The 15,904-nt window shown below is 69.1% G+C and carries 13 protein-coding genes; 5 read left to right on the top strand and 8 right to left on the bottom strand.

The window, feature by feature from the left end; translation table 11 throughout:
* Nucleotides 1-655: 655 nt before the first annotated feature.
* From ACGFR7_RS35965 to ACGFR7_RS35940, 6 genes are all read right to left on the bottom strand, one after another.
* Nucleotides 656-2,326, bottom strand: a complete 1,671-nt coding sequence (locus ACGFR7_RS35965; protein WP_393327839.1) for an AMP-binding protein — start codon at nucleotides 2,324-2,326, stop codon at nucleotides 656-658.
* Nucleotides 2,327-2,337: 11 nt separating this feature from the next.
* Nucleotides 2,338-4,251 carry an FAD/NAD(P)-binding protein gene (locus ACGFR7_RS35960; protein WP_393327838.1) on the bottom strand — a complete coding sequence of 638 codons (1,914 nt, stop codon included), beginning with the start codon at nucleotides 4,249-4,251 and terminating at the stop codon, nucleotides 2,338-2,340.
* A 29-nt stretch (nucleotides 4,252-4,280) separates the two neighbouring features.
* A complete protein-coding gene (locus ACGFR7_RS35955) occupies nucleotides 4,281-5,672 on the bottom strand; it encodes a TrpB-like pyridoxal phosphate-dependent enzyme (protein ID WP_393327835.1) in 1,392 nt (463 codons plus the stop codon).
* Between the two features lie 18 nt (nucleotides 5,673-5,690).
* Complete coding sequence (locus ACGFR7_RS35950; RefSeq protein ID WP_393327832.1) at nucleotides 5,691-5,936, bottom strand: acyl carrier protein; 246 nt, start codon at nucleotides 5,934-5,936, stop codon at nucleotides 5,691-5,693.
* 57 nt (nucleotides 5,937-5,993) lie between these two features.
* Nucleotides 5,994-6,590 (bottom strand): LysE family translocator, encoded by a 597-nt coding sequence (locus tag ACGFR7_RS35945; protein ID WP_393327889.1) that lies wholly within the window; start codon nucleotides 6,588-6,590, stop codon nucleotides 5,994-5,996.
* Between the two features lie 480 nt (nucleotides 6,591-7,070).
* Nucleotides 7,071-7,829, bottom strand: coding sequence for an SDR family NAD(P)-dependent oxidoreductase (locus ACGFR7_RS35940; RefSeq protein ID WP_393327829.1), 759 nt, complete (start codon nucleotides 7,827-7,829; stop codon nucleotides 7,071-7,073).
* Between the two features lie 524 nt (nucleotides 7,830-8,353).
* Between ACGFR7_RS35940 and ACGFR7_RS35935 the strand changes: the two genes are divergently transcribed.
* The 3 genes from ACGFR7_RS35935 to ACGFR7_RS35925 all read left to right on the top strand — a co-directional run bounded on the left by ACGFR7_RS35935 (nucleotide 8,354) and on the right by ACGFR7_RS35925 (nucleotide 12,354).
* Nucleotides 8,354-9,250 (top strand): LysR family transcriptional regulator, encoded by an 897-nt coding sequence (locus ACGFR7_RS35935; protein ID WP_393327826.1) that lies wholly within the window; start codon nucleotides 8,354-8,356, stop codon nucleotides 9,248-9,250.
* Nucleotides 9,251-9,609: 359 nt separating this feature from the next.
* Entirely contained in the window at nucleotides 9,610-11,112 is a 1,503-nt protein-coding gene (locus ACGFR7_RS35930; RefSeq protein ID WP_393327823.1) for a peptide MFS transporter, read from the top strand.
* Between the two features lie 51 nt (nucleotides 11,113-11,163).
* Nucleotides 11,164-12,354, top strand: coding sequence for an amidohydrolase (locus ACGFR7_RS35925; RefSeq protein ID WP_393327820.1), 1,191 nt, complete (start codon nucleotides 11,164-11,166; stop codon nucleotides 12,352-12,354).
* A 279-nt stretch (nucleotides 12,355-12,633) separates the two neighbouring features.
* Here ACGFR7_RS35925 and ACGFR7_RS35920 read toward each other — a convergent pair whose 3' ends face one another.
* Nucleotides 12,634-13,743, bottom strand: coding sequence for an NAD(P)/FAD-dependent oxidoreductase (locus ACGFR7_RS35920; protein ID WP_393327817.1), 1,110 nt, complete (start codon nucleotides 13,741-13,743; stop codon nucleotides 12,634-12,636).
* A gap of 71 nt (nucleotides 13,744-13,814) precedes the next feature.
* Between ACGFR7_RS35920 and ACGFR7_RS35915 the strand changes: the two genes are divergently transcribed.
* On the top strand, nucleotides 13,815-13,997 hold the full coding sequence (locus tag ACGFR7_RS35915) for a hypothetical protein (RefSeq protein WP_393327815.1): 183 nt from the start codon (nucleotides 13,815-13,817) through the stop codon (nucleotides 13,995-13,997).
* On the opposite strand, the gene ACGFR7_RS35910 is transcribed toward ACGFR7_RS35915, so the two are convergent.
* Nucleotides 13,978-14,673 (bottom strand): FAD-dependent oxidoreductase, encoded by a 696-nt coding sequence (locus ACGFR7_RS35910; protein WP_393327886.1) that lies wholly within the window; start codon nucleotides 14,671-14,673, stop codon nucleotides 13,978-13,980. The genes ACGFR7_RS35915 and ACGFR7_RS35910 overlap by 20 nt on opposite strands.
* Nucleotides 14,674-14,945: 272 nt before the next feature.
* On the opposite strand from ACGFR7_RS35910, the gene ACGFR7_RS35905 reads away from it, so the two are divergent.
* Nucleotides 14,946-15,671 (top strand): restriction endonuclease, encoded by a 726-nt coding sequence (locus tag ACGFR7_RS35905; RefSeq protein WP_393327812.1) that lies wholly within the window; start codon nucleotides 14,946-14,948, stop codon nucleotides 15,669-15,671.
* The last annotated feature ends 233 nt before the right edge of the window (nucleotides 15,672-15,904 follow it).

Raw genomic sequence — 15,904 nt, 5'->3', positions numbered from 1 at the left:
CGCGACCTCGGCCGAAACCGCGCCCACGGCCGAAACCGCGTCCACGGCCTCGCCCATAGCGGCGTCCACGTCCACGACCATATCCACCTCGGCCGTAGTCGTCCCAGTCGTCGCCATGCCTACGGGGGAATACGCTTCGGAAGCTCATCGTGCCTCCTTGGATCTCTGTTGGTCATCCAGCCATCCAGCTGGACCACTTCCCACGCTACGCCGCGACACGAGTCGAAATCAAACGGGAAAAGTCTGAAAGTTAAGGGAAATTTGCCGTTTTTTCATGACGCAACGTGGCCGCTGGTCGCTCTCTGGATTCCAACTTCCCCACCCCGTCCGGCCGGATTCCAGGCGTCGCGGTCTCATCGCACCCATGTGCACTCCGGTATCACGCGGCAGAGGTACAGCTGACGAGGCCAACACCGAATTCCCCGCTAAGTGGTGAGTAATGGTCAGGTGAATTCGTCGGGACATTCGGTGCCCGCGATCCGTGCCGTTCGCCTCGCCACCGCTCCACACCTCCGGCGGAGACGACTGCGGCCAGGCTCAGTTGCTCACGGACACCAGGGCCTCGGAACGCGGCGAGCGGGCGGGAATGGTGTGGATGGCCGGCGCCCCGCGTGGCGCGCCGGCCCCGCGGTCGGCGGCGAATGAACGAATGAGGCTATGCCAGGGCGGTGGGTGGGGCGGCGGCGAACTCGACGTTGCGGGACCTGCGCAGCCGTCGGACGGCCTCGCGCTGGACCTTGCCCGATTCGGTGCGGGGCAGGTCGTCCACGAACTCCAGGAACCGCACGAGCTTGGGCGCGGGAAGATGGTTGTGCAGGTGCGCGAAGAGTGCCTCGGCGGTGGCGCGGCTGGCGTTCCAGCCGGCGCTGAGCACGACGTACGCCTTGGGTACCAGTGCCGTGCCCTCGGACACCGGTACCACGGACAGTTCGGCGACGGCGGGGTGCAGCACCAGCACGTGTTCCAGTTCGAGGGGAGCGATCAGCGCCCCGTCCGGTCCCTCGAACACGTCCTTGCGGCGCCCGAGATAGACCAGGGAACCGTCGCTGTCCCATCGGGCCAGGTCACCGGTCCGGTAGAGGCCGCCCGGAGTGTGGCTGGTGGCATTGTCCTCCGGGTCGAGGTAGCCGCGCATCATGCCGACGGGCTCGTTGGTCAGGTCCAGGCACAGCTCGCCCTCCTGAGCCGGCTCGTCGGTGCCGGGCCTGACCACCACCAGCTCGTAGCCCGGTAGCGGGTAGCCCATGGAGACCGGATCCGCCGGGGAGGAGGCGGTGACCCCGGCCATGGCGGTGACCTCGGACTGCCCGAAGCCGTTGCGGACGGTCACTCCTGCCAGCCTGCGCACCTGGTCGACCACGTCACCCATGAGCGGTTCACCGACACTGACCGCGTGTCTCAACCCGGGCAGGCCATCGGGCAACCCGGTCCGGATCAGTGCCCGCCAGATGCTGGGCGGCGCGCAGAAGCTGGTGACCGTCCCGGTGCTCAGTACCTCCAGCAGCCGCTGCGGGGTCGCGTCGGCATTGTCCATGGACACCACGGTGGCCTCGGCGTTCCAGGGCCCGAACAGCGAGCTCCACGGGTACTTCGCCCAGGCCGGGGCGGAGACGTTGAGGTGCACGTCCCCCGGCTTCAGCCCGTTCCAGTACATGCTCGCCAGATGCCCGATCGCGTAGCTGATGTGTGTGTGCACCACCAGCTTCGGCCGTGAGGTGGAGCCGGAGGTGAAGTAGTAGAACAGCGGCTCATCGGCCTCGGTGGGGCCCTCCGGCACGAAGTCGCCCTCGTGCTCGGCCGAGGAGGCGAAGCCGGCCCAGCCCTCGTGCTCGCCGCCCACGATGATCCTGGTCCCGAGCCCGTCCACGGCGAGCCCCGGCGCGATCCGATGGTCGGCGATCACATGCCGGGCTCCGGCCCTGCCGATCCTGGTACGCAGCTCCTCGGGCGAGATGGTGATGAAGGCGGGCGCGACAACGGCCCGGATCTTGATCAGGGCGAGCATCAGCTCCCACAGCTCGATCCGGTTGTCCATCAGCAGCATCACCACGTCGCCCCGGCGGATGCCCTGCGACAGCAGCCAGCCGGCAACCCGGTCCGAACGCCGGGAAAGCTCCTGGAAGGTCAGCTCCCCCTGTCCGACGATGCGCAGCGCCACCCGGTCGTTGTCCTCGGCGATCCGGTCGAACCAGTCGGTCGCCCAGTTGAACTGCCGTGGCCGCGGCCACCGGAACGCCTTGCGCGCGGCGTCCTGGTCGTTGGCGTGGTGCAAAAGGAGGTCCCGCGCGGCACGGAACTCCCGGTACGCCTCGTCTTGCCCGGACAACTTGTCCCCGATCACTGGAAGGTGTTGGACCCGGCCCGGCGCAGCACGCTGAGTGCTATCACGTCGGCGTCCCTGGAGAAGGAGGTGTGCACACCCGGCCGGCCGTTGCCGATCTGGGTGAACCAGCAGACCCGCTCGGTCGGGATGCCCAGCGCGTAGAGGGCCCGGTGCGGCCGGCCGTCGGCGGCGATCACCCGGCGCTCGGCCGGGGTGATGTGCAGTGCCCCGGTGGCAAACATCTCTTCGGTGTCGCCGTGCACGAAGTCGGCGGCCATCCGGTCCTCGACCAGCTGCCGCATCAGCGGATCGGTGTTGCGAATCAGGCCGGCGGTCGGGATCCGGGAGTCGATGAGCACGTCGCAGTGCCTGCGCGAGCCCTCGACTGCCGGGGATTCCAGGAAGAACCGGCCCTGCTCGGCGTCGCATCCGTGGACCACGTCCGGCCCCACCACGTCGAGCACCCTGGCATCGATCAAGGCCAGGAACTGCGCGGTACGTTCCAGCGGCGGGCCGGTGAACAGCGTCGAGGTGCGCGAGACGAACCGGCCGAGGAAGTCGGCCCGATGGGATCGCGGGGTCAGGCCACCGAAGTCCACGGCGTGCCGCAGCACTTCGCGGGAGTCCCGGATGGCGTCCAGCGCGGCCTTGAGCGGACTGTCCACGTTGCCCTGACCGGCCTCCGTGATGTCGGCGAGCAATATGCGCCGTACCTCGGCGACCACGTCGGCACCGGAGTCGAACCGCCTGGCGTGCAAGGGCCTGGACAGCTGGTCCAGGTCGACCGGCTCCACGTCCTCGAGTCCGTGGCGGACCACCACCTCGCGCCAGCTCGCCAGTTCCGGGCCGAGTGCGCGGAGCTCGGCGCCGACCGTCTCGGCACGCTCCGGCCCGTGCTGGGTCCGTGCCTGGGTGGTGTAGTACACATAGTTGATTTCGGCCTGCAGTAAGGACAGCACGTCCCGGTCGAAGTCCAGGGCGGGGTTGCCCCGGTGTACCGCGTTGCGCTCGCGCAGCCGCCCGATGGCGGCCGAGGTGAGGAACTTCGGCGCCGCGCGGTCGGTCACCCCCTTCTGGTTGCGCCCCCGCGAACGGATCGGCAGTCCGCTGCGTGAGCCCGCGACCACCGTGGGCTCATTGCCGCTGGGCACGTAGCACGTCGCCCCGTCGCCGTTCACCTTGAACTTGCCGCCCCGGCCGACGGTGAAGGACATCAGGATGTCGTAGAAGGACAGACCGAGTCCCACGACGCCGACCGCGGCGCCGGCCGGGATCGACCGCAGTTCCAGGTCGGCGGCCGAGTCCCCGCTGAGGTAACGGAGTCCGGACCGGTCCCCCGCGAACCGCGCCAGCTCGGACTGGTGCTCGGACAGCTCCGCCTGGGCGTGCCCGGTGGTGATCACCACGGCGCCGACGGTCACGGTGCGCTCCTCGTCCGGGGCGGACACCCGGAGTTCGTAGCTGTTGCCGTTCTCCCGCAACGAGGTCACCTTGCCGACCACTTCGACGACCTCGCCGAGCCCGGACATGGCACGCACCACCGAGTCGTACACATAGCGCAGGTACCGGCCGTAGGCGTACCTCGGTGCGTAGTCGTCATGGTCGAGTCCGGACAGTTCCGGTTCCGGCTGCCTGTGTAACCACTGCTGGAAGGACAGGCCGGCGCCCGGCCGGCATGGCTCACCGTCGAAGATCCCGGAGAACATGCTGATCTCACCGACGACGGTGTTCATCAGGAAGCTGGTCTCCTGGTCGGTTCGCCAGATCCGGCCCGCTCCCAGTTCCACCGCGTCGATCAGCCAGATTCTGCTGCGCGGCGGCTCCGTCCCGGCCAGCAGATTGGCCGCGATCCGCTCGAACACCGAGATTCCGCGCGGACCGGTGCCCACGATTGCGACGTCCAGCACCGTGTCGGTCAGGCGTTGCACGACCTGTCCCCCCTCTGTAAGGCTCGTCGTCAGCGCGCAGCCGCGCCCAGGCCGTCCATGGCCGGCAAGCGTCCGAGCGAGGCGGCGATCAACTCGTCCGACGCCGCCATGTCGGTCATGTTCCCGCTGAGGAACTGCTGGTAGGCCGACAGGTCGAGCAGCCCGTGGCCGCTGAGGTTGAACAGGATGACCTTCTCCCTGCCCTCCTTCTTCGCCAGCAGCGCCTCTTCGATCGCCCCCCGGATGGCGTGCGCCGACTCGGGGGCCGGGATGATGCCCTCCTCATTGGCGAAGGTGAGACCGGCCTCGAACACCGGGCGCTGCGCGTAGGCCACCGCCTCGATCAGCTTCTGGTGGTACATCGCGCTCACCAAGGGGGCGGCGCCGTGGTAGCGCAGGCCGCCGGCGTGGATGCCCGGGGAGACGAAGGTGTGCCCCAGGGTGTACATCTTGGTCATCGGCGTGATGCCGGTGTAGTCGTTGTAGTCCCAGGCGTAACGGCCCTTGGTGAGCTTGGGGCACGCCTCCGGCTCCACCGCGACGAACCGGGTCTCCAAGCCCTCGCGCACCTTCTCGTGGAAGAACGGCAGGCAGATGCCGGAGAAGTTGCTGCCCGCGCCGACCGAGCCGATCACCACATCCGGGAAGTCGCCGATCGCACGGAACTGCCGGACCGCTTCCTGCCCGATCACGGTCTGGTGCAGCAGGACGTGGTTCTCGCCGCTGCCCACCGAGAGGTTGCAGCGCTCCACTTGGCGCGCGTGCTCGAAGGCCTCCGCGTTGGCGATGGACAGGCTGCCGTCGGTGTTCGGGTCACGGGCCAGCGCGGCGCGGCCGGCCTCGGAGTTCTCGTGGGGGCTGGAGATGACCTTGGCCCCGTTCATCTCCATCATGATCCGGCGGTAGGGCTTCTGGTCGTAGCTGACCCGGACCATGTAGACGGTGCACTCAAGGCCGAAGATGCGGCAGGCGACGGCGAGGGCCGAGCCCCACTGGCCGGCACCGGTGCCGGTGGTCAGGCTGGTGACGCCGGCCTGCTTGTAGTAGTAGGCCTGGGCCAGCGCGGTGTTCAGCTTGTGGCTGCCGGTGGTGTTGGTGCCCTCGTACTTGTAGTAGATGCGGGCCGGGGTGTCGAGCAACTTCTCCAGCCGGTGTGCCCGGTGGAGCGGGGTCGGCCGCCAGCGCAGGTACTCCTCACGCACCGGCTGCGGGATCTCGACGAACCGTTCCTGGCCCATGCTCTGCCGGTACATCGACAGCGGGATCTGCGGGGTGACCGTCCCACCACCCTCGCGGCCCTCCGGCCTTGCCTGGCGCAGCTTCGCCGCGTCATCGACGCCGGTGAGGTCGGACAGCACGTTATACCAGTGAGTGGGAACGATTTCGTCAGCGGTCAGCGAGGCTTCTGCCGAATTCACCATGCGTTTCGATCCTCGTTTCTAGGAATTTTGCACGTGCGCCTGGACCAGCTTCACGAGATCGTCGACCCGACGCAGCGCGGCCTCAAATATCTCGCTGTCACCGATCGTGATGCCACATTCCTTCTCGACTCGGACGACGATTTCAAGAATACTCAACGAGTCGATTCCGATCGCGCGCAACTCGTCATCAATCTTGATTTCGGCGGGCGCGGACGATCCGAGTACGCCCGCGATGACCTCGCATACCCGGGTGTCAACCTTCACAGGAGACGTCAAAGCAATCCCTCTTCCCTGGAGTTCTTCGCTTTTCCAGCTGTTCCGCTAGGCCATGGGTCCCGTCATCACTGCGGTGCGCAGCCCGAGCAACAGCAGGACCGCCCCGCTCACCCAGGCCAGTCCCACCCGCATCGCCGGCATGGCCAGCAGCCGCCGCGCCAGGCCGACGAGGGTGACCACCACCGCGTACCAGCCGGCGCTGATCATGATCTGCACGGCGGTCAGCGTGACCACATCGGCGGGCGAACCGCCGCCGGCCGGCAGGAACTGCGGGATCAGTGCGAGGTAGACGGTGGCCATTTTGGGGTTGGCGGCACTGGTGACCAGCCCTGACCGGTAGGACCGCCACAGGTCGGCGCCGCCGTGCTCCTCCGGCGCGTGCTCCGGCTGGTGGCCGAACTTCGACCGGTTGCGCACCGTCATCACGGCGAGATAGCAGAGGTAGGCGGCACCCACCAGCTTGAAGGTGGTGAACACCAGCGGAGAGGTCTGGGTCAGTGCGGCCAGCCCGAGGGCGGAGGTCGCCGCCCACATGAGCAGCCCGGTGCTGCTGCCGAGAATGGTCACCACCCCGGCAACACGTCCAAAACGCAGCGTCTCATTCACCAACACCATGAATGACGGTCCCGGCGCGGCCACCATCGCGAAAATCGTCGCGATGAAAACCCAAGTCACCATGAGGTTGCCGCAGTTTCCATCGTCATTGGACTGGAGGGCCCAGTCAACGCTTGTGCATCCAACCGAAACGACCCCCCTCCAAGGTATGGAAGCCCCGGATCTTGATCACCACCATTGGAACGCTATCTGCTGGGATGACCCCAGGCAACAAGCTGGGAACATAAGTTCCCGCACCAGAGAGGGAAGTTACGAACCAGTAAGAATCAATTTTGGTCACCCCGAAGTGCGGCCACGCGCTCGCCACGTCGGATGCACTGCTTCGGAGAGTGCACATTCGGCCATGCTCATGCAGCCATCGTGGGCCGGGAGGCGTGTCCATCGCCACACTTCCGGTTCCCGGGGAACCAACGAAGGGCAGCGAAGGTCAGCCGAGTTGCAGAGGCCGCGATCACCGGGGCACGGCGTTCACGGCGAGCCGTTGCGGACGTCGCACGGCCTAGCTGTTCAGTGCGCCGTGAGCCCGCCGTCGACCACCAGCTCCGAGCCGGTGACGAACGAGGAGTCGTCGCAGGCGAGGAAGAGGATTGCGGGTGCGATCTCGTCGGCGCGGCCGGCTCGGCGCATGGGGGTGCGCTGGATGTCCGGCTGCTGGTCGCCCTGGTCGTCCAGGAGTTCCTGGATCATCGGCGTGGCGATCACCCCGGGATGCACCGAGTTGATACGCACTCCCTGCCGGGCGTACTCGACCGCGGCGGTCTTGCTCAACAGCCGCACGGCCCCCTTGGACGCTTGATAGGCCGCGGCCGCGCCGCTTCCCACCAGGCCGAGCACCGACGACGTATTGATCACCGACGCGTTGCCGCTCGCACGCAGGAGCGGCATCGCCGCCTTCATGCCGAGCCATGTGCCTTTCTGGTTCACGTCGATGACACGGTCCCAAGCCTCTTCCCGCGTGTCCTCGATACCCGGCCAGTCCAGGATGCCGGCGAGGTTCACGAGCACGTCCAGCACTCCGAACCGGTCGCGTACGACGCTGATCACGTCGTCCCACTCCCGCGCGGAGGAAACGTCGAGGCGGGCGGCGACGACCTCCGCGCCGCGTGCCCCGAGCCGGTGCGACAGATCCCGCAGGGGGCCTTCGGCGACATCGGTGATCACTATCCGGGCGCCTTCGCGGGCGAAGAGTTCGGCGGTCGCTGTGCCGAGTCCGCCGGTCGCGCCGGTGATCAGCGCGACCTTGCCGTCAAGTCGTGGTCCTGCCATGGGAATGGTCCTTGATTCTCGTTGCTGCTGACTGCTGTGCCGGGACTTCCCGGTCCGCCGGCGGTGGATCCGCCCCCGGTGAGCAGGGCGACCGCGGTGGCCCCCGCTACGACGGCTTCTGCTCCCGGCAGAGCACGGGGTGCTCGTGACAAGGCGCTTCGTCCCGGAGGTCACCCGTGGCGGTGACCCCGGTGCGGACTCCCTTCCTCGGTCGGCGCGGTGCTGTCCCGTTCCAGACGAGTCTGGGCAGGGCAGCCGCTGCCAACCAGGACGTGTGCTGCCTGGGCGGGGCACACCCAGGCAGCGCACCGAGCCACCGCCGGGCCTGAACAAAAGCCGTCGAACGGGGCTGATGAGGGCGAACCAGGCCAGGCCCGCGGCGGCCGGCAGGGCGCCATGGACGGGCTCCGGGCCCTGGAGGACGGCCTCCTCGTCAGCCGCTGACGACTCGCCGACGACGATGTACACCCGGCCGCTGACGGGTCTCTGGCGCATCCGGGTCATGTCCCTGGTAGACAGACGGAATGGAGATCCGCACGATCCGCTACTTCCTCACGGTGGTCGACACCGGGTCCATCTCGGCGGCGTCGCGCGCCCTGCACGTCGCCCAGCCCTCGCTGTCCCGGCAGGTGCGTCAGCTCGAAACGTCCCTGGGCTGCGAACTCTTCGTACGGCACCGCGGGCGGCTGCACATCAGCCCGGCCGGAGCCCGTCTGCTGCCCGTCGCCCGCGATCTGGTCACCCGGCACGACCAGGCGGTGGCGATGATGCGTGCCCTCGCCGAGGGGCGCGAGCCGCGCCTGACGGTCGCCTGCACGGTGACCACCATCAACGACGTTCTCGCGCCCTTGGCCGCCGTCTCGCGGCACGCCGTACTCAACCTGATGGAGGTCCCCACCGCGGCCATCGCCGACACCGTCTCCAGCGGGCAGGCCGACCTCGGCTTCTCCGCGCATCCGGGGGCGACCGACCTGGAGGCCGAACTCGTCGTGCGCTTCCCGGTGTTCGCGCAGGTGTCCGCCGAGCACCCCTGGGCGGGCCGCCCCACCGTGCCGCTGACGGAGCTCGTGCGCGAACCCCTCATCGTTCCCACCCTCGCCTACTCCGCGCGCAGGGTGTTCGACGACCATCTGTCGAGGATGGCCGGCCCGTTCGGCCGGCAGTCCGTGCAGGAGATGGACCTGCCGCGCGCCGCCCAGGCACTGGCGGCACGGGGACAGGGCGTGGCGATCGTCACCGACGAACCGCAGTACGGCCTGCACCCGATGGTGATCACCGGCCCCGCACCGGGCGAACGCGTCGACCTGCCGTTGTTCGCCCTCTGGAATGCCACCCACTACGCCGCGGAACTCATCGGACGGTGTGTGGCCGAGGTACGCGACTTCTGCCTCCGTACCTTCCCCGACGCGGGTCCCGCCTGACCGGCCTCCCGGGCCGGCCTCCCGGCGCGCACACCCGGGCCGCACCCCGTCGCGCTCACCCGGGCCGCACCCCGGCCCGGCCCATGCCCGTCAGGCATGGCACATAGAGAAAACAGGTCGTGGACAGCCATGGGTGTGCCACGAAGACTGATACGGCGGAAAGGGCGCTGAGCCCGGTAGCCGAACTCCCCACGCGCTTTGATCCCCGTTCCGCCCGCCCGGTCCGGCTACGGAGCCGGACCGGCCACCGGGCGGCCGGGTGCGCCGGCACCTCCTGCCGCAGGCGCTTCCCGGCCGTCCGGAGTCGGGAAGGAACCCGCGCCGATCGAACGTCGGCCCGATACCGAAGGACGGCCCCCATGGTCCTGACCAGCGACGAACATCGCGGCTCTCCGTCCGACAGCCCGCCGGCCGAAGGCGACCGCTGGTTCTTCGGCCACCCGCGGGGGCTGGTGACGCTCTTCAGCGTCGAGATGTGGGAGCGCTTCAGCTGGTACGCCCTGCAGGCGCTGCTGGTGCTCTATCTGTCCGACTCCGCCGGCCACGGCGGACTGGGCATGGAGCAGGGCGCTGCCGCCTCCGTCGTCTCCGCGTACGGCACCCTCGTCTACCTGCTGTCGGTCGTCGGCGGATGGTTCGCGGACCGCCTCATCGGGGGCCGCAGGTCCGTGCTCATCGGTGGCGTGGCGATCGCCGGCGGCCACTACGCCATGGCCGTGCCCACCGCCTGGTCGACCTGGGCCGGACTCGCACTGATCATCCTGGGCACGGGCTTCCTGAAGCCCAACGCCGCAAACGTGGTCGGCAAGCTGTACCCACGCGACGACGTCCGCCGCGACGCCGGCTTCTCCCTCTATTACATGGGCATCAACATCGGGGCGCTGCTCGGTCAGATCATCGGGGGCTGGCTCGGACAGGGCTGGGGATACCACTGGGGCTTCTCCTGCGCCGCCCTCGGCATGACGCTCGGGCTCGTCCAGTACGTTCTCGGCCGGCGCCATCTGCCGGACCGGGCCGACCGGCCCGACGCGCCACTCCCGCCGGGCCGGGGTGCACCGGTCGCCCGGCGGGCCGGTGCCGCCGTCCTCGCGCTGGCCGCCGTCGGCTGCGCGCTCGGTCCGACCGGCGCGCTGACGCTGCGGACGGGCATCGACCTGGTCTCGGCCGTCTCGGTAGCGGTGCCGGTCCTCTACTTCGTGGTCATGTTCGCCAGCCCCAGGACGGAGCGCCAGGAGAAGACCGCGCTGGCCGCCTACGTGCCGCTGTTCCTGGCGGCCGCGGTCTTCTACGTCATCTTCAACCAGTTCTCCTCGGTCCTGACCCTGTTCGCGGCCGAACGCACGGACTCCAGCCTGTTCGGGTGGCACTTCCCGTCCTCGTGGTTCTTCGCGGTCAACCCCGGCGCCGGGCTGCTGATCGCCCCGCTGCTCGCGTCGGTGTGGACCAGGATGGGATCCCGGCAGCCCGCCACCTCACTGAAGTTCGGCGCTTCGCTGCTGTTCGTCGGGGCCTCGTTCCTGCTGATACCGGTGGCCGTGACCCTGACGCAGGGCGACCGGGTGGCAGCGCCCTGGCTGATCCTGGTGTACCTCGCGCAGACCGTGGCAGAGCTGCTGCTCGCACCGATCGGCATGGCCGTCACCTCGCGTCTCGCGCCACGGGCTTTCCACGGGCAGACCCTCGCCGTCTGGTTCTGCGCACCCGCGATGGGCGCGGGCCTCGGCGCCCAGCTCGTCGGGTACTACGGCAAGGTGTCCGACCTCGTGTACTTCGGTGCCACCGGTGCCGTCGCCATCCTCCTCGGCATCGTCATCGCCGCCGCGACGCCGTGGATCCGCCGGCGCGCCGGCGGCCTCGCCTGACCCCACCGACCGGCCTTCCGCCCCCAACACCGAGTCCTCCAGGAGGAATCCTTGTCCACCACCGAGACCGTGCACGACCGGATCAGGCACGCGACGGCAGAACTGGCACCGCGGCTGTGGGACGTCGCGCAGGAGCTGCACCGGCATCCGGAACTCGCCTTCGAGGAGCACCGGTCCGCCGCCCTGCTCAGCAAGGAGCTCGAAGGCGAGGGCTTCACCGTCGAGCGGGGCGTGGCCGGTATGGAGACGGCGTTCACCGCTCGTGCCGGGAACGGCGACGGTCCCTGTGTCGCACTCCTGCTGGAGTACGACGCGCTGCCCGGCATCGGCCATGCCTGCGGCCACAACCTGATCGCGGGCGCCGGACTCGGCGCCGCCGTGGCCCTTCGCCACGCCATGCCGGAGATCGACGGCACCCTGCTCGTGGTCGGCACCCCCGCCGAAGAGGGCGGCGGCGGCAAAGCGATCGAGGTGGAGGCCGGGGTCTTCGACGGCGTGGACGCCGCGCTGATGTTCCACCCCGGGGTGTACAGCTGGTCCTCCGCCCCGCTGACCGCCCAGGTGCAGTACCGCGTCGGCTTCCACGGCCGCGCCGCCCACCCGACCGGCAACCCCACCGAGGGCCTGGACGCCCTCGCCGCGCTCATCCAGCTGTTCAACACCCTGGCCGTGGTGCAGCGTCGGCTGCCCGAGGGTTCCCATGTCCAGGGGATCATCACCGAGGGCGGCCAGGCCACGAATATCGTGCCGGAGTACGCGGAGGGCCGCTTCGGTCTCCGCGGGCTCACCGGCACCCTCCTGGACGAGCTGATCGCGGAACTCACCCGCGCCGCCGAGGGCGTCGCCCTGGCCACGGGCACCAGGGTGGAGCTCACGCAGGCATCCACACGCTACGAGCACTTCCGCAACAGCGACGTGCTGTCCGCGACCTTCGCCGAACACCTTTCGCACACCGGCATGACGGTGAGCGACCCCACCCCGGGCGTCTACCTCGGCTCCTCCGACATCGGCAACGTGAGCGCCAGGGTCCCCGCGATCCACCCGTTCGTCGCCATCCTGGGCGCGGACGAGTCCGACCACACCCCGCGGTTCGCGGAAGCGGCCGGCGGTCCCGCGGGCCGGAGGGCGATGCTGGCCTCCGCCGAGGCACTGGCCCGCACCGCCGCAGACGTGCTGCTGCGCCCCGGACTCGGCGCCCGGGCATGGTCGGAACTGCGCCACAAGGAAGCCGCGGGTCTCTGACCCGGTACCGCGGGCCTGTGACCCGGGGAAATGGCGGGTGAGCAGGCTGTGGACCGTGGTGGGGAGAGTTGAGCGTCTGGTGCCGCTTGCCACACGTCTCTTGGTGTGGCGCTCAACCACGAGACGCGGTCGACTCGTGCGCGGGGTGGGGCGGCAGAGGTGCAGGACTGTCCGGTCTTTCCGGCTCGGCTGACGTGTCGGCGCGGCTTTACGAGCCGGTTTCCGGCGCACGGAGAGACACCCGCCCGGTCGCGGTACCGGTGGCGCTTGCCCGGGCTGTCACGGGGAGAACCGCTCCGGGCGGAAGTCCGCAAGCATCTCCGCTCTCTTTCCGCTGAGGATCTCGGAAGCGAGCAGCCTGCCGATTACCGGCCCGAGTGTGATGCCGCTGTGGGAAACGGCCTCGTAGTAGCCCGGCACGGACGGTACCGCTCCCACCGAGGGGAATCCGTCGGCCGGGATGGGCCGGTCGGCTACCCGTGTCTGTGCGATGCGGGAGTTGCCGAGCTCGGGAACGACCTGCCGCGCCGATTCATGGAGCAGCCGTGCGAGTTCCGCCGGCTCTTCGCCGGTGTCGATGAGTGCGTCGATCTCGCGGCTGTGGAGGACCACCGAAGTGTCTCCGTCAGGACGGATCTCGATGTGCGGTGCGTGCATGGCCCGGTGAACCGGGACCTGAGCACAGTCGATCCGGGTGACGACGCCGGGTTCCCGGCGCATCGGCAAGTGCCGTGCGACGAGCCCGGCGACGTGGGAGGCGCTGGGACCCGCTGCGTTCACGACGATGTCGACGTCGAGAGAGCTCCCATCGGACAGAGCAACTGTCCTGATGCTCCCGTCGGCACCGGTGCCGAGGTCACAGACCGCGGTGCCGGACCGGTGCTCGGCGCCGGATGCAACGGCCTGGCCGACCAGGCGGCCGACGAGATGACGTCCGTGCACCCAGGCTTCGTCGGGGTAGAACACGACCGGAACCTCGTCGGGCAGCCTGAGAGCAGGTTCGAGGCGGCGGCGCACCTCCGCCCCCGTGCACCTCTCGGCCCGGTAGTCCCAGCGAGCCAGCAGTCCGGCCGTTTCCAGGAGCCTCGCCTGGCCTGCGGGGTCGTCTGCCCAGCGCAGGTGGCCGCTGGGATGCCACCATGAGTCCGGCCCGATGGTCCCGGCGAGCTCACGGTACGCCGCCATGCCCGCGACGTTCAGGTCGAAGTAGGACTTGCGTGCGGTCTTGTTGCTGGCGTTGACCCACGAGAAAGACCAGTTGGTGACGCCTTCGCCCGGCCGGCCCGGGTCGATGAAAACCACGTTGGCACCCTGCCGGGACAGGTTCCAGCCCACGCTGGCGCCGAGGATGCCCACTCCGATGACAGCAACGCGTTCAGGCCGCTTCACGGTCCCGGTCCTCACGAACGCCCCCTCCTCTGATCACGGACGAAACCAACCCCCGTTTCTAGCATGCAAGCATGTGGAACGGTGAGCACTATGAGGTCAGTTCATCTGGTGAGTCTGCGGAAGCAGATGAGGGCGCAGGCGATGCCGGTGAAGGCGAGGAAGTGCTCGGCCTTGCGTGCGTAGCGGCCGTGCAGGCGGTGCAGGCGGTGCAGGCAGCAACAGCCCGAACAGGTCTCACCGAACCGGTCTGCTGAAGGATGACGTGAGACGCCTTGCGGTCATTGCCGAAGGCGAGAAACGCTGTTCATCCTCTGCGGCGGAGACGCGCGGTGTGAAGCGGGAGGCCGAGGGCCCCATCGCCGCCTCCATGGTGGCCTCGCCAAGGGTCGGGTGCGCGTGGAGGGTGTCGGCCAGTCCCGTCAGCGTCACACCGTGCGTCACGGCGAGCGCCGCCTCCGTTATCAGGTCGCTCGCGCCGGGACCGATGATGTGGGCCCCCAGGACCGCACCGCTCGACCGGTCGGCGACCACCTTGACCATGCCGTCCATGGCGCCATACGCATGGGCACGCCCCAGAGCGGCGAACGGGAAGCGCGCGGTGGTGATCTCGTGCCCGGCCTCCCGCGCTTGCGCCTCCGTCAGGCCGACGCTCGCCACCTCGGGATGGGTGAAGGTGGCCGCAGGTACGGCCCGGTAGTCGATGCGTTCGTCGTGGCCGCTGAGGACGGATGCCGCAACCAGAGCCTGATGGGAGGCGACGTGCGCGAGTTGGATTCCGCCCGTCACGTCCCCGATCGCGGAGAGGTACGGCACGTTGGTGCGCAACCGGTCGGTGACCGGGACGTAGCCCCGGTCGTCGGTGTGCACTCCGGCCTTCTCCAGGTCGAGGCCGGCGGTGTTGGGGCGGCGTCCGACACCGAAGAGGACGATGTCGGCGGGGAAGCTCGGAAGCCAGTCGGCATCGGGTCCGACGTGGCGTACGGAGAAGGGCGCGGTCAGCTCCCGTGCGGGCAGTCACCGGCGGGACGGGGTGTCGGGGGCGAGTCGGGGGGCTCCCGCCCCTTGACTCGCGGGGCCCGATGCCGGCCCGGGGAAGGGGCTCCTCACGGGAGTGATCTCTTCGGGCAAGGGAAATTGAACCGGGAGCCGTGGGGCAGGAGATCTCAAACGATCTTCGACTCAAGGCTGGGAGACAAGCGTTCATGGTGACACCGATAGGCCGGGAGCACGCCACCACTCACCGTCCCCGTTTCCACATGCGGCAGTTGACGGTGGCATTCGGTCTCGTCGTCAGCGGTGTCCTCGGCCTCGGACTCGTCCTCAAGGCGCTCTTGCCAGGCTCGGCGATCCGCCCCGGGGCAGTCGCACTTCTCGGCCTGGTACTCGCCGCCACGGCCCTGGTCGTCATCCGGCGCAGAAATCGCGGCCGGGCCCTGCAGCGAGGAGCCGATGCCTCATGTGCCCCAGCAGCCCCGGCCGCCCCCGGGCAACTCCGCTTCCGGAGCGAGGAAGAACCGGCAGACGAGGACGTCTATCTGGCCGACGATCCCGACGTGGACCCGGATGAATTCGAGCACTTGGTGGCGCTCCTGTGTGAACGCGACGGGTGCCGGGACGTCCGTGTCGTCGGCGGCGCCCATGACCTGGGTGCCGATGTTCTCGCCGTGACGCCCGACGGGCGGCGTCTCGTCATCCAGTGCAAGCAATACGACGAAACCAACCGGGTCGGGTCCCAGGACCTTCAACGCTTCGGCGGGACCTGCTTCACCGTCCATGAGGCCGACATCGCTGCCGTCGTCACCACCAGCACCTTCACCGAGCCCGCGCTTGGCTACGCGGAGCAGAGCGGCATCCGGTGCCTCGACCACGACACGCTGTTCGCCTGGGAAGCAGGCACCGGCCCGGCCCCATGGCAGACCGGCGGCTGATCGGGGCGGTTCGCTGCTGTCCCCCCCGGGGGGCGGGTCCGTCAGCGCAGGCGCATGAGATGCGCGCCTGCACCCGAACCGCCGCCCCGTTATCTTTTTCGCGGTCCTGCAATGGGGCCGCTGGCCTCCGGGCCCGGCATGACTGTTGCCCCCTGTCGAAGGCATGACCTGGGGGGTGGTGTTCACCGGGCCCGGGAGGTGTTCGTCAGAGACGCTGATCAGAGGTCCGGCCG

Source organism: Streptomyces sp. NPDC048516 (genome assembly GCF_043199875.1).
Classification (GTDB): domain Bacteria; phylum Actinomycetota; class Actinomycetes; order Streptomycetales; family Streptomycetaceae; genus Streptomyces.
This window is presented reverse-complemented; position numbering and strand designations above follow the sequence as displayed.